Below are 14,321 nucleotides of genomic sequence, written 5' to 3' on the forward strand. Positions count from 1 at the left end.
AGACGTTATAAGAAAGGGAGATATACATGGATGGATTAACTAACAATCGCCATATCAGGCCAGGGTTAGATGAGACATTAGAGGATGGGCAAAAGGAGCCCGATATCGCGCTTATCCAACGAGCCCAAACGGGGGATACAGAGGCCTTTGGAGAGTTGATTCACCGTTACCGTGGGCAATTGTTTCGTTATGTGCGAGCACTCACGTATGATTCTTATCTCGCAGAAGACATTTTACAAGATGGGCTTATTCGTGCGTTCATTCATATGGGACAGCTTCAGAATGCTGAGCGTTTTATGGCCTGGATGCAGCGCATTGTGCGTAATCAGGCATACTCACATATGCAGCGCCAAAAGCAGCAGCGGGAAGAACATTTTTCTTCGTTCTTTGCATTTGGATTTGGAGCCGATGATGCCTCATGGAGCGATCAAGACTCGCTCGACATGACGCTGAATCATCTTTTGAATGACACAGATCGGAGATCGCAGGATACAGGCTATGATCCGTATCAAGCTGTTGCTCAGCAGGAAATGAGGAACAATCTCCACAGGCTGTTGGGTTGTCTGAATGAAAGAGAACAACAGGTCTTCACATCATATTGGATGGAGCAGCTGTCACCGCAAGAAATAGCCTGCAAGTTCAATCTGACAAGTGCCAATGTGTATCAAATTCTGTCCCGTTCACGTAAAAAAGTGTCTCAGCTTCATATTCATTTATCTGTAGAAGAAATGCTGGCAGAGTGGAATACACTCGGGCAAAATCGAGTGACTCTGGAGGAACCCCTTTCGTTTCGGGCTCCCCAAACCTGGAACTCGGCAGCAGCATCCATTCACGAGATGTTAGGTTATATCGGTCCATCTCCGTCTCTCCCCATGGTTATGGGGATGAGTGGACTTTCTTTTCGTTTGACCATCCTGCCTCAGGACATACATATTGCTGGACCTACTGCCTATAACTTCAAAGAGGTGCTTACAAGAGGATTGCAACATATGGGTTATCGTTCCCATGCGGTTGAGGCTTTGGCGAGCGAAGCGGGACTCAATGCCAATCTGGTCGATCCTTCGATGCTAGAGGAGAAAGCGAAGGGGAAAAGGTTGCTTAATCCAAGACTTGTTCAGGCACTCTCCCTGATACGTTACGCCATTCATCGGGGAATTCCGGCCGTCGTGTGGGACCTGAATATTCCCGAATTCGGGTTGATCTATGGCTATGATGATGCAGCCCGGACCCTATACGGTACCGATTTCATTAAATCAGGAACAATTCCCTATGATCATGTAGGCCGGGGTGTGAATCAGGAAGTATTTGTACTGGCAGCCGAATCAGATGGCATGATACGAGAAATGAACTTGCACGCGGCACTGACAGCTGCGTTGGCTCATTATCGTGGAGAGGACCCGTATACCTTGCCGAACACAGTCAGTGGTGTGGCTGCCTATGCAGTCTGGAGAGAAGCCTTAAAATACAGACGGGTAGAACCGAACGGTCACGCCTATAACATTGCGGTTTTGTGGGATGCAAGACGTTATGCAAGTGAGTTTTTCAGAGAAATTTCTCTAAAGTGGGCTTCGACTGCCTGTTATTCCAACTTGATTCCATTCTGTCTTCAGGCAGAAGAGTTATATCGAAACATGTCCCAAAAGTTAAATACACTCACAGAATTATTTCCTTTTCCAGATGGAGGACTGCCTAATGAGAAGCTTCATGCCGATCAGGCTATCTCGATACTTCTGGAAGTGGAGGAATTGGAGCGAGCCGCCGTTGTTGTAATAAAAGTGTTGCTTGAAGGAATGGAACAGCATTCCCCAGAAATAGTTATGGTGTGACCTAATTGTAACAATCAGATTGGACATACAGTGAAAACAAATATCAGGAGGCAGGGCGATCCGTCAGGCCTTCTTTTTGTCTTTTTTGCATTCGTGACGCAAGAGGTTCATACTTGAAATAGAAAAGATGTCTCAATGATGGAATAAGGCTGAGCCCAACGCTGCATAATAACGACAGTGACCAATTTCGTTGCATGATTATCTTGATATTGGAAAACAATTCCTGAAATTTTCGATAAACGAATCCTTCCTTGTGTACATATCGCACATCTGGTCATATGTGATCTTGTCTTAATACCACATGTGGTAGGAATACGGATCTTGGACAGGAGGATCGGCGGCGTTAGCTTGCCTTCATGGGTTGACAAAAAAATCGATTTTGTTACAATGTTCACAATATCTTCACAAGTGTAAAAAATTTCTTTTTCATGTTCATGTGTAAGAGGTGTAATATAAGGGTATAGAGTTCGGTTTCGGCCTGCTTGTCGTTTTGTGCGTCAACACATGTTGTCCGCAATAGATCCAAGATACAATGCATGATATGGGAGTGGCCCTGAGCTACGCTCATCCTATTGTGTGAAATTTGGTACATTTAAATGTATTCGATGTATTTTGTGGTTCGGCTCTGCTTGACAGGCATCATGAAAGTCGCGGACTTCTATCCCAAAGTAAAGGAGGACTTTCTCTTATGTCACAATCGCCTACTCAACAAGAGGTGCCAGTTACAGAAGGTGCCAACGTTTCCGAGCGCCAGTCCTTGGACGTTCTGGATCAACTGATGAAGCCTGAGGTACAGGAGTCTTTAACCGTTCTGGTGGAGAACCTGCCTAAATTGGCTGAAATGGTTACTGCTATGACAAAAGCTTATGACTTTGCACAAAGTGTAGCAACAGACAAAGTTCTGATCAGCGACACAATGAGCGCAATGGGCGAGTTCGCTAAGCCTGTTGTAGACAAAGCTAAAGGTGTAGCTTCTGCTGCCATCGAAGCCAATGACCGTGCGCAAACAGAGCAAACTTCAGTTGGCTTGTTCGCTATGCTGAAAATGCTCAAAGATCCAAACGTACAACAATCGCTTCGTTTTGCTCAATCTTTCCTGAGCATCCTGAACGAGCGTCAACAACAGAAACGTTAAGACTTAGAAGAACGGAGGATGGATATGTCGAAGCAAATTTTGATCTTGGGTGGAGGATACGGCGGTCTGTTGACTGCATTGACTGCGCGTCAATACTTGTCTCCGGAAGAAGCGACAATTACTGTCGTGAACCGTTACCCTACACACCAAATTATCACGGAACTGCACCGTCTTGCAGCGGGAAGCATTGCTGAACAAGCAGTTGCTCTTCCACTCGAAAAATTGCTGCGTGGCAAAAACGTGAACTTGAAAATCGATACGGTGGATACAATCAAGCCGGACGAGAAAAAAGTTCTGATGACCAGCGGCTCCACATACTCTTACGATGCACTTGTCGTTGCCTTGGGCAGCGAAACTGCCTTCTTCGGAATTCCGGGATTGCAAGAGTACAGCTTCACGCTCAAATCGGTTAGCGATGCAAACCGTATTCGTGCACACGTTGAAGCACGTCTTGATGCTTACAAACAGTCCGGCAACAAAGCAGACGCTACGTTTGTTATTGGTGGCGGCGGCTTGACAGGTATTGAGCTTGTTGGCGAATTCGCTGACCTGCTTCCTGCTGTATGTCAAGAAAAAGGCATCGACTTCAAAGAAGTATCCCTGTACACAGTTGAAGCAGGTCCTTCCATCCTGGCAGGATTCCCGCCAGAGCTGGTTGAACGTGCTAAATCAAGTCTTGAGAAACGTGGCGTTAACTTCATCGTTGGCGTAGCGATTACCGAGATGAAAGAAAACGAAGTTCTGCTGAAAGACGGCAGCTCCATCCCTACGAACACACTCGTATGGACAGGTGGCGTACAAGGCAACGCTGTTGTTGCTAACAGCGGAATTGAAGTGGATCGTGGCCGTGCGAAAGTTACGGAAGTTCTGCAATCTACTTCTCACAAAGACGTGTTTGTTGCTGGTGACAGCGCAGTGGTCTTCCCTAGCGAAGGCGCTCGCCCTTACCCTCCAACAGCACAATTGGCTTGGCAAATGGGTGAGACTATTGGTCACAACTTGGGCGTTATGTTCAAAGGTGGCGCAATGGAATCCTTCACACCAGTATTCTCCGGTACGCTGGGAAGTCTGGGTCGTAAAGATGCTGTCGGCATGATCGGTGGTAACCAGACTCGTCTGAAAGGTCTGCCTGCAACCATGATGAAAGAAGCAAGTAACATCCGTTACCTGGCTCATATTCACGGTTTGTTTGCACTGGCTTACTAATCTTAATGCCATTCAAGGGCGCCCTTTTGGGCGTCCTTTTTGGTTGTCACGATTACAAAGGATAACAGATATTCAGATGGAAAAAAGGTGCGGCAGAAGTGGTCAAATGTGAGGTGGCGTATAAACCACCTAGGGTATATGGCATATTAATGGGACAACGGAAGAATTCACATTTCATAGATGTACTGAACGGGCATGGACATGAAGCCGGCGCTTAGAAGCGCCGGCTTTCGTTTAAATTATAGGATGAGTATCTTTAAATAAAAAGAACGGGGAGCAGCAACAAGCCATCCGTTCAACTGAGAGGAGAATGACGTATGAACGTTTTAGTTATAGGAGCAAATGGACAAATCGGAAAGTTTGTGGTGGAACAGCTGGCCCAGGAAGGCAAACATAAAGTAACGGCTATGATCCGCAAACCGGAGCAGGCGGATGCACTGAAGAAACTCGGTGCAGATGTGGTGATTGGTGACCTGGAGGGTAGTGTAGAGGATTTAGCTGAGGCAATGAAGGATCATAATGCGATTGTGTTTACGGCAGGTTCTGGCGGATCTACCGGTCAGGACAAAACACTGCTTATCGATCTCGACGGTGCGGTGAAAACGATGGAAGCCGCAGAGCAGCAAGGAATCTCCAGATATATTCTGGTCAGTGCGTATGGCGCAGATCAACGGGAGAAATGGTCAGAGTCCATTAAGCCTTATTACGTGGCGAAACATTATGCAGATCGTGCATTGTTTGCAAGTGATCTCAATTACACGATTATACGTCCAGGTGGTCTCAAGAATGAACCGGGCATAGGCAAGATTGCAGTTGGAACCGATCTGGAGCCGGGAAGTATCCCGCGTGAAGATGTAGCCCGCGTCATCGTGGCTTCTTTGCAGGAAGAGAAGACGTACCGAATGGCCTTTGATCTAATTGCCGGGGAGCATCCGGTTGAAGATGCCTTGGGCAAATTGTAGATGTTATTGTAAGATAACGGGAGAATGAAATGATGGGGATGAGGGGGAGCGCTGCATGAACGGAGCCGTGCTGGTCATAGAGGATGAGCCCAAAATAGCACGTCTGCTGGAACTGGAGCTACAGTATGAGGGATATCAGGTAGGCAAGGCAGGCAGTGGAACAGAAGGATTGGAGAAGTATGCAGACGGACAATGGGATCTGATTCTGCTGGATGTGATGTTGCCTGGTCTGAGTGGAATTGAAGTGTTGCGGCGAGTTCGGGCCAAAGATGCTACGGTTCCGATCATTATGCTCACTGCCAAAGATTCGGTAGAAGACAAAGTATCTGGCCTGGATCTCGGAGCCAATGACTACATCACCAAACCGTTCCAGATTGAAGAGCTGCTTGCCCGAGTTCGGGCTGCATTGCGGCTTAGTGCAGCGGCGTCTGTTGTTTCTTCCGCTTCTTCGTCTACACCTGCTGATCCGGGGAATGACTCTTCTGGGCATCAGGCTGAAGCTGAGGCAGGCTGGTTAACGGTTGCCGGGTTGAAACTGAATGAAGGAACGCGAGAGGTATCCCGGGATGGTGTGGCCATTGAGCTTACTCCACGTGAGTTCGACCTGCTCGTATATCTGCTGCAGAATCAACGTCAGGTGCTCAGTCGTGATCAAATTGTGCAGGCCGTGTGGGGATACGATTATTATGGAGATACCAATGTGGTGGATGTGTACATCCGTTATGTGCGCAAAAAGGTGGATAACGGATTCACACCGCCCTTAATACATACCGTACGGGGCGTTGGATACGTCCTGAAGGAACAGTTATGAGCCTGCGCAGTAAAATCTACGGATATTCGTCTGTATTATTTGCTGTGCTGTTAATCGCGGTGAACCTGTCCGTCTACATCGTGTTTGAACGGATGTCGATTGATAACGAGGTTAATCGGGTGGAAGCGGAAGCAGAGTCTATTGTCAAAGGAGTGCGTCAGTCTGCCGGCTCCATACCGCCGGATGACTTGCTGCGGGCCTATGCGCCTGTGAACGGCATGCTTCGGATCGTTAATGAAGACGGCACCAGTTCCCCGGTGACAACAACAGCAGCTTCCGAGCAGCTGAGCAAGCTGCCCTATAAGTACGAAAGTGAGAAGAAATCGGAGTATACCCAAGTTGAACAGATTGGTTATGTGTGGGTATCAGTTCCGGTCATCTGGCCTGATGGCGAGGTGGTGAATGTGCAGGTGACCGAGAGCATTGCAGAGACGGAGAATCGCCTGTCTGTACTGCGAACTGTGCTTGTGGCGGTCACGATTATTGCTCTCATTCCAGCCATTATCTCCAGCCGGATTCTGGCGAATCGGATGACCAGACCGATTCAGCAGATGACACGTACAATGAGTGACATTCAGTCCAGCGGCCAATTCAAGCGTCTTCCACTGGAGGAAGGGTCGAAGGATGAACTGAAAACAATGGGACAGACGTTTAACCGGATGATGGATCTGCTCGAATCCAACTTTGAACGACAGGAACGATTTGTATCTGATGCATCTCATGAGCTCAAAACTCCACTGACCATTATTGAGAGCTATGCCAGCCTGCTACAGCGGCGAGGAAAAGAGCGGCCCGAGGTATTTGATGAAGCGGTAGAGGCGATTCTGTCCGAATCGGTTCGTATGCGGGAGATGACCGAGCAACTGTTACTGCTTGCGAAGCAGCCAGAGCAGTGGAATGTGCAGTTGGAGCGTGTGGATATCACGAGACTGGCTACAGACTCCACACGTGCGTTTCGGGAAGCCTATCACCGTGAAGTCCGGTGTGAAGATCCAGATTCAATCTGGGCGATCAGCGATGAGAGCAAGCTGAAGCAGCTTTTGTTTATTTTGCTGGATAATGCCCGGAAGTATAGTGAAGATGCAATTGAAGTCAGGTTGGAAGCCAAGGGGCAAGAGTGCCGAATTCGGATTGTGGATACCGGGATTGGTATGCGGGAGGACGAGCTGGAGAAGGTATTTGACCGATTCTACCGGGTTGATCCGGCCAGAACACGCAGCTTAGGTGCAAGTGGTTCAGGTCTGGGATTGTCACTTGCCAAAGAGCTTGCAGGAGCAGTTGGAGCACGGATCGAACTGACCAGCACCGAGGGTGAAGGCACCGAGGCTTCGATTATTTTGCCTTTATCGGTTCAGAACGGGCCGCTCTCATGAAATTCTCATTCTTCTCTTATATACTATATAAACTGAACTAAAGATTGTTCACACTGACACTACGATGACAGAAGAACCTCCCAATCGCTGTTATCCCCAGATTTTTCGATCCCCTTTTCTCAAGGGGAAAATCCGGGGATAGCGTATGCTTCCGATGTAGCTTTCTTTCAGAAAGCTTTTAGGCGAAGTGTATGCTTTCGAAGTAGCTTTCTTGCAGAAAGCTTGTAGCTTCGCTTTTTCAGGTTATTTCTGTCCTCTCCGTTACTGTGTAAAAGATTAGTTCATTTTATGTAGTAGCCATTGGGAACTAAACTCAGACCGAATATATAACAGATGAACTTGGGCTATTGGGAGAGTTATAAGGGGGAAACGTGATGACAGAGCATGAGCAGCGACCACCGGAGATGAAACGGCATGAACAGACGAACAGTGGGTGGGCAAAATCGCGAAGATCACTTTGGTGGGGTGCAGGGCTTCTCGTTGTGCTGATTGTGGCAGTAGTTGCTTGGTGGAAGCCTTGGCAATCGACGGGTGCGGTACTTACGGCAGATGCGGCAGCCCAGTCCGTACTGGATCAATATCCAGGAGAGATTGTGAATTCCACGTTGAAGGACGGGACGTATATCATGCAGCTCCGTTCGGAGACCGGCCTATATGATGTGCAAGTGGATGCCGTTACAGCTGCTGTGAATTCCATTAAACGGCTGGAATCGAACCCGCAAGCGGAAGAGAAGACGTTATGGAGCCGCGAGCAGATCAAGACGGCGTTGTTAAAACAACAAGCAGATAACCAATTGGTCTCGCTTGAACTTGTGGAGCAGCAAGGCAGTCCGGTATACACCGCGGTATTAAAGGCGAAGGATAACAGCCGTGAAGAACTCACGATTGATCCATACACGGGAGAGACGATAGCTTCCAAAACAATAACAGCCCCGACAACTGAACCAACCAAGGATGATCCCAAACCTCAGTTTCTGAGCGAGAAGCAAGCCAAACAGAAGGCACTTGCGGAGGTTCCGGGGGAAGTGGACGACATCGAACTGCGTGGAACCAACAGTGGGAATCCGTATTATCTGGTTGAAATTGATCTGGAGGATGGCCGTGAGGCTATTGTACAGGTGAATGCCATCTCGGGAGCGATTCGTTCCGTGACTTGGGATGAGGACGATGATTAACATGTTGCAAGGAACACATTAAATATAGTGTTAAACTGCTTTAGAGAGATGATTCCTAGTTTAGGGGTCATCTTTTTCATTTAGTTTAGATTACATGCAGAATGAACACCTGTTATATGAGTACTCTCCTCATTTTCTCATCAAATTCTAATCTAACTCTCGCTGATCTCTCATTCCTGCAGGTTATTCTATAAATGTAGACGAGAACGAAAACAACAACAACGAGGAGATGGATAATGATGAACAAACATAAACTTTGGATTGGTAGCTTGTCAGCAGCAGTATTACTTGGTGGATCGGCCGTAGCGGCTAGCGGGAATGTGAACGGACAATCGGTGCAAACTACACCAACGTCAACAACACAATCTGCAACACAGAATCAGAACAGCACAGGTAAAATGCTGAATGCATCACAAGCGAAAGCGTTGGCGTTAAAAGCAGCCGATGGTAAAGTGGATGACGTGGATCTGGAGCGTAGAAACGGCCAAACGTTCTATGAAGTTGAGATTGACAGAAAAGGAACCCATGATGTTGTCGTTCGTCTGGATGCTTACACAGGCAAAATCCTTGCGGTCGTGAATGATGAAGACTACGATGATGACGACGATTATAAAGGTACTGCAACAGGCAACACGTCTAATAACTCTGCTTCCAAGCAGGTCAAATTGACGGCCTCCCAAGCTTCAAACATTGCGTTGAAACAAGTTACGGGTGGTAAAGTAACCAAAGTCGAGCTGGATCATGATGATGGTCGCTATGTGTATGAGATCGAACTGAGAACCGCTCAAGGTGAAGCAGATGTAGATATCGATGCCAACACAGGTAAAGTGTTATCGTTTGACCAGGATTTTGACGACCAAGATTAAGCAATAAGGGCGAGTATACGCCGATAAAACATCATATAAAAACCTGCCTATGAACAGCCTTACACAGCTAGAGATCGTTACATCATGGAGGGGTAGGGCAGGTATAGCAGAGGACGCTTCGGGGGAAGCGTCTTTTTGTTGTTGATCGAGAGAGCGGAGTATAAAATTGTACATCTTCCGCCGGATTGTTCACTATTCGAGCAGGAACGTGGCGGATACAATCGGAATCAGGGAGGTGAACGCCCAGCCAGTATTGCCAGGAATTCTAATGCTGAAATGCATCATCGATCGGAGGCAGATGAGACATATCGATTTTCTTTTATGTAAGCGCTCCACAAAAAAACATGGAGGTGCATTACGATATGGCTATGAACGATGGATGGTTGAAAAAGAATACACATTCACGTCGCTTTACCTGCCGCTTAAGTTATCTGCTTGCTTTGGTTTTGGCGCTGCAATCAATAGGTATGCTGCTCGCACCCGGACCGAATGCTTTAGCTGCTCCGCTCAGTGTAACGAACGGGGTACAGTTCAAGGATACTAATGGCAATGTCGTTCATGCTCATGGGGGCGGGATGATTAAGGCAAATGGGTATTATTACTGGTTTGGGGAGAACCGTAATACGAATGGAACGTTCAAGGCGGTATCGGTGTATCGTTCATCGGATCTGAAGAGCTGGGAGTATCGCAATGATGTGCTGACCAGCAGCTCGGCTACCGAGCTAAATATCTCCAACATTGAACGCCCAAAAGTCATCTACAACAGTGCTACCGGCAAATATGTGCTGTGGATGCACAAGGAGAATGGTCTGGATTATGGCGAGGCCCGAGTGGCGGTAGCTACTTCGAATACGGTGGATGGCAACTACACGTATGTGGGCAGTTATCGTCCACTTGGGTATGATTCCAGAGACATGACGGTATACAACGATAACGGAACCGCTTATCTGATCTCTGCGACCCGAGTGAATGCTGATCTGAATATATATAAGCTGACCCCGGATTTCCTGGGTGTGGAATCCCTAGTCACAACGCTGTGGCCCGGACAATATCGTGAAGCGCCTGCCCTATTCAAAAAAGACGGCGTCTACTTCCTGATTACTTCGGGTGCGACCGGCTGGAATCCAAATCAGGCCAAATATGCGACAGCCTCCAGCATTACAGGCACATGGAGCGGCCTAAGCAATTTTGGAGACAGCACAACGTATGGTTCCCAATCCACCTATGTTGTTCCTGTAGAAGGTTCACAGACCACATCCTATCTCTACATGGGTGACCGCTGGGCTGGTGCATGGAGCGGACCTGTACAGGATTCCAAGTATGTCTGGCTGCCACTTTCATTCCCAAGTGCAACCAGTCTGGCGATGAACTGGGCCAGCAGTATTACGATTGATACAGCAACAGGGACCGTGACCGGAGTGAGTACACCGGATGTCTGGGACCCGAATGCTTCATATCAGCTGATTAGCCGTAAAAGCAACAAATTGCTGAATGTCATTGGGGGTTCTTCCGCCAACGGTGCGGATCTGGAGCAGCGAGCAGATGGGGGGATGACAAGTCAACAGTGGCAGATTACCGATGCGGGTGGCGGTTATGTCAAAATCATCAACCGTTCCAGTGGCAAGTTAATTGGTGTGGAGAATGGTGCCACGACGGATGGGGCTGTCATTGAACAGTGGAATGATGGTGGCTGGGCCAGCCAGCAATGGCAGCTCGTCCATGTAGGTGGTGGTTATTATAAACTGAAAAACCGCAGTACAGGCAAGGTATTGGATATCTCCAGTCAATCCCTGGCAGATGGGGCTGCGGCCATCCAGTGGACAGATAATGGCGGCACGAATCAGCATTTTCAGATTGTTAAGGTGCAGTAAGACGTTTTAAATATTAGAAAATAAGGTTCAGCATAAAATGGAAGCCCTTGTCTCTTACCATAAGGTGGGACAGGGGCTTTGTGATGTATTCACGCATTTAAGTGATGCTTTTACTCGTAGGGGATGTCCAGACGATGGCTGATATCGTGACCTTTTTCCGATCATTACCATCCCAATCTGTGGTAAACTAGTAGAATTGTAGAAAAAGATAGAGACAGGAGCTGGATAACGAAGTGAGTGAACAACAAGTGCTATCAATTGAAAGCTTGCGTATGAGATACAACGGACGTTATGTGTTGAATGGCATCGATCTGGAAGTAAATCGCGGTGAGATGATTGGATATATTGGCCCAAACGGGGCTGGCAAAAGTACGACGGTTAAGATTTTACTCGGGCTGGTTGAAGGATATGTAGGCACGGTGCGAATCTTTGGTAAAGATATTGCGGATGGCGATGTAGAGTACAAACGCAGAATCGGCTATGTTCCGGAGGTGGCGGAATTGTATGAACAATTAACGCCTGCGGAGTATCTGACTTTTACAGGAGAGTTATACGGTATGTCCTATGAAGATGCGGATTACAAAGCCAAGCTATTGATGGATTGTTTTGGAATGGAAAAATCATATCATTCCCGCATTGCATCCTTTTCCAAAGGTATGCGTCAGAAAGTGCTGTTGATCTCTGCGCTGCTGCATGACCCGGATCTGTTGTTCCTGGATGAACCGCTCAGCGGATTGGATGCCAATAGTGTGATGGTAGTCAAAGAGATTTTGTCACAATTGTCAGCCAAAGGCACAACGATCTTCTATTCGTCACACATCATGGATGTGGTGGAGAAGATCAGCAGTCGAATTGTACTGATCGCTGAAGGGCGCGTAGTGGCAGACGGAACGTTCAAGCAGCTCCAACAGCAATCCATGGAAGGTACGCTGGAGGAAGTATTCAATCAATTGACGGGCTTTAATGAACATAAAGCCATTGCGGAGCGTTTTGTATCCATTGTGCAGGAGGTGTACTGATATGGAGGAATCCTCCGACTTCCGCACACTCAAGATTCTGGATCGCTTTCGTCCGCTCATCGCCAGAACAGGGGCGGATTATGATGTGCTGCGCCTGATTTTGCGAGTGAAGTTCCAGATGGATCAACGCAGAGTACCTACCATTTTATCCAACAATTCAGGGAAAAAGGAGCGCAAGGAAGGTAATCAGTTTCTTCGATCCCTGTGGTTGTATGGATTAATGGGACTGATGATGGTTCCCTTCATCGTCTGGGATACGGGGCATTTCATGCTTCAGATGGGCCTTGTGTTTGGCATCTTAATGTTTATGATCATGACGTCCATGATCTCGGATTTTTCCTCCGTACTGCTGGACATCCGGGATCGTAATATTATTATGACCAAGCCCGTTAATGGACGAACGGTGGGGATGGCCCGAGCCATCCATTCGGGCGTATATCTGCTATTGCTGACGGGTTCATTAACCGGTATACCGCTAATTGCCGCGTTGGTGACGCATGGGATCGGATTCTTTCTGATTTTCCTTGTGGAACTGATTCTGATCAATATGCTGATTCTGGTGACAACGTCTCTGATCTATCTGTTCATGATGAAGTTTCTGGATGGTGAGAAGCTGAAGGATATGATCAATATGGTGCAGATTCTGCTGTCTGTGGGGATTGCAATTGGTTATCAGCTGGTCATCCGTTCGTTCAGCATTATTGACTTTGGTATGGTATTTACCCCGGCATGGTGGCAGTTGCTGTTGCCTCCGTTATGGTATGCGGCCGCATATGAATGGTTATTTGCAGGGGGCGGGAATGTCTGGATCTATACGTTCACAGCACTTGCAGTCTTGGTTCCTGTGTTGAGTATGATCGTATATGTGAAGCTTATGCCTTCCTTTGAATTGTATTTGGAAAAAATGGCACATTCGGGTCAGTCCTCTGGACGTAGACGTGGAAGATGGGATCGGTTGATCTCCAAGGTGGTCAGTCGTTCGAGAGAGGAGCAGGCTTGCTTCCGTCTGTCAGCCAGCATGATGCGTAATGAACGGGAATTCAAGCTGAAGGTGTATCCATCGCTTGGTTTATCATTTGTCTTACCTTATGTATTTTGGTTTACTGAATTGCAATCCTCCTCCTGGGCGGAGTTTAGGCAAAGTTCGTTCGTATACACCTTTTACATCGTGCTGATGCTGGTTGTAACGGTGGTGGTCATGCTGAAATTTTCAGGACAATACAAGGCATTCTGGACCTTTCGCGCTGCACCGATGGCGAATGATAGCGCGTTATATAAAGGCGCTCTGAAGGCATTCTTGTGCAACATGTTCCTGCCTATATTTCTGGCAAATGCCGTTTTGTTCACCTGGACATTTGGATTACGGATACTGCCGGATATTGCGATTATTATGCTTACAGCTACGGCGCTTGTCCCACTGGCAGGCAAATTGTTGTTGCGTAAGCCGCCGTTCTCCCAATCCTTCAGTATGGCGCAGCAAAGTGATGGTTGGTATGTATTCGCCGCCCTTCCTGTACTTGCCATGTTATGGGGAGTCCATGTCTTTTTCCGCTCGGTATCGGGGGGAGTGTGGATCTATGGCGCGCTACTGATTGTAGCGAATGTATTGCTGTGGACGCTGCTGTATCGGGAGAAGAAGACAGCGAAGAAGAGGTCGGTTGCAGTTTGAAGTTGCAGCAGAGCTGAAGAATAAAAGAGTAAAAGAAGGAAATAAAAAGAGGGTGGATTACGTTGAGAGGGACGGTTTACAAGAAAACTCCATGTAATCCGTACAGAGAGCGATTGGAAAAAATGAGCCAAAGGGTCAACGTTCTAGAGAAGTAATAGATTAGAGTACAGTACACCATAGAAGCATGAATTAAACATCGAAGAACGAAGAGCTAAGAACCAAAGCGATAAGGGATTAGAGATGAGAAGGACGAAGTGATAAGAGCTTAGAAGAGTTATGAGTGCTAAGAAGAACTAAGAAGAACTAAGAAGAGCTTAAAGGAGCTAACCTAGACGCTGATGTCAGGGTTAGCTCTTTTTGTTAGGTGATGCTACCCCAAAGAAACTTCATCATAGCTAAATGGAGTGA

The 14,321-nt window shown here is 47.4% G+C and carries 12 protein-coding genes; all 12 read left to right on the forward strand.

Annotation, left to right across the window (positions count from 1 at the left end; translation table 11 throughout):
- Positions 1-26: 26 nt before the first annotated feature.
- The 12 genes from AC6CIF_RS07255 to AC6CIF_RS07310 all read left to right on the forward strand — a co-directional run bounded on the left by AC6CIF_RS07255 (position 27) and on the right by AC6CIF_RS07310 (position 13,913).
- Positions 27-1,826 carry an RNA polymerase sigma factor gene (locus AC6CIF_RS07255; protein WP_498198765.1) on the forward strand — a complete coding sequence of 600 codons (1,800 nt, stop codon included), beginning with the start codon at positions 27-29 and terminating at the stop codon, positions 1,824-1,826.
- A 688-nt stretch (positions 1,827-2,514) separates the two neighbouring features.
- A complete protein-coding gene (locus tag AC6CIF_RS07260) occupies positions 2,515-2,961 on the forward strand; it encodes a DUF1641 domain-containing protein (RefSeq protein ID WP_124116740.1) in 447 nt (148 codons plus the stop codon).
- A gap of 24 nt (positions 2,962-2,985) precedes the next feature.
- The gene (locus tag AC6CIF_RS07265; RefSeq protein WP_036606574.1) at positions 2,986-4,167 is read left to right on the forward strand and encodes an NAD(P)/FAD-dependent oxidoreductase; all 1,182 of its coding nucleotides are present in this window, start codon (positions 2,986-2,988) and stop codon (positions 4,165-4,167) included.
- A 317-nt stretch (positions 4,168-4,484) separates the two neighbouring features.
- On the forward strand, positions 4,485-5,129 hold the full coding sequence (locus AC6CIF_RS07270; protein ID WP_498198768.1) for an SDR family oxidoreductase: 645 nt from the start codon (positions 4,485-4,487) through the stop codon (positions 5,127-5,129).
- 55 nt (positions 5,130-5,184) lie between these two features.
- Complete coding sequence (locus AC6CIF_RS07275) at positions 5,185-5,940, forward strand: response regulator transcription factor (RefSeq protein ID WP_498198770.1); 756 nt, start codon at positions 5,185-5,187, stop codon at positions 5,938-5,940.
- The gene (locus AC6CIF_RS07280; protein WP_498198771.1) at positions 5,937-7,313 is read left to right on the forward strand and encodes a sensor histidine kinase; all 1,377 of its coding nucleotides are present in this window, start codon (positions 5,937-5,939) and stop codon (positions 7,311-7,313) included. Before AC6CIF_RS07275 ends, AC6CIF_RS07280 begins: the two co-directional genes overlap by 4 nt.
- Positions 7,314-7,687: 374 nt before the next feature.
- The gene (locus tag AC6CIF_RS07285; RefSeq protein WP_498198773.1) at positions 7,688-8,488 is read left to right on the forward strand and encodes a PepSY domain-containing protein; all 801 of its coding nucleotides are present in this window, start codon (positions 7,688-7,690) and stop codon (positions 8,486-8,488) included.
- Between the two features lie 236 nt (positions 8,489-8,724).
- A complete protein-coding gene (locus AC6CIF_RS07290; RefSeq protein ID WP_307541344.1) occupies positions 8,725-9,354 on the forward strand; it encodes a PepSY domain-containing protein in 630 nt (209 codons plus the stop codon).
- A gap of 138 nt (positions 9,355-9,492) precedes the next feature.
- The gene (locus AC6CIF_RS07295) at positions 9,493-9,681 is read left to right on the forward strand and encodes a hypothetical protein (protein ID WP_498198775.1); all 189 of its coding nucleotides are present in this window, start codon (positions 9,493-9,495) and stop codon (positions 9,679-9,681) included.
- Positions 9,682-9,821: 140 nt separating this feature from the next.
- Positions 9,822-11,225, forward strand: a complete 1,404-nt coding sequence (locus tag AC6CIF_RS07300; protein ID WP_498199189.1) for an RICIN domain-containing protein — start codon at positions 9,822-9,824, stop codon at positions 11,223-11,225.
- A gap of 233 nt (positions 11,226-11,458) precedes the next feature.
- A complete protein-coding gene (locus AC6CIF_RS07305; protein ID WP_036606587.1) occupies positions 11,459-12,244 on the forward strand; it encodes an ABC transporter ATP-binding protein in 786 nt (261 codons plus the stop codon).
- A gap of 1 nt (position 12,245) precedes the next feature.
- Complete coding sequence (locus AC6CIF_RS07310) at positions 12,246-13,913, forward strand: hypothetical protein (RefSeq protein ID WP_498198777.1); 1,668 nt, start codon at positions 12,246-12,248, stop codon at positions 13,911-13,913.
- Positions 13,914-14,321 lie beyond the last annotated feature (408 nt).

The sequence above is a fragment of the Paenibacillus sp. GQ49 genome, from assembly GCF_059759055.1.

Excerpts from the sequence above, each read along its gene's own strand:
- AC6CIF_RS07255 (WP_498198765.1), top strand. The coding sequence starts at position 27 with ATGGATGGATTAACTAACAATCGCCATATCAGGCCAGGGTTAGATGAG.
- AC6CIF_RS07260 (WP_124116740.1), top strand. The coding sequence starts at position 2,515 with ATGTCACAATCGCCTACTCAACAAGAGGTGCCAGTTACAGAAGGTGCC.
- AC6CIF_RS07265 (WP_036606574.1), top strand. The coding sequence starts at position 2,986 with ATGTCGAAGCAAATTTTGATCTTGGGTGGAGGATACGGCGGTCTGTTG.
- AC6CIF_RS07270 (WP_498198768.1), top strand. The coding sequence starts at position 4,485 with ATGAACGTTTTAGTTATAGGAGCAAATGGACAAATCGGAAAGTTTGTG.
- AC6CIF_RS07275 (WP_498198770.1), top strand. The coding sequence starts at position 5,185 with ATGAACGGAGCCGTGCTGGTCATAGAGGATGAGCCCAAAATAGCACGT.
- AC6CIF_RS07280 (WP_498198771.1), top strand. The coding sequence starts at position 5,937 with ATGAGCCTGCGCAGTAAAATCTACGGATATTCGTCTGTATTATTTGCT.
- AC6CIF_RS07285 (WP_498198773.1), top strand. The coding sequence starts at position 7,688 with ATGACAGAGCATGAGCAGCGACCACCGGAGATGAAACGGCATGAACAG.
- AC6CIF_RS07290 (WP_307541344.1), top strand. The coding sequence starts at position 8,725 with ATGATGAACAAACATAAACTTTGGATTGGTAGCTTGTCAGCAGCAGTA.
- AC6CIF_RS07300 (WP_498199189.1), top strand. The coding sequence starts at position 9,822 with ATGCTGCTCGCACCCGGACCGAATGCTTTAGCTGCTCCGCTCAGTGTA.
- AC6CIF_RS07310 (WP_498198777.1), top strand. The coding sequence starts at position 12,246 with ATGGAGGAATCCTCCGACTTCCGCACACTCAAGATTCTGGATCGCTTT.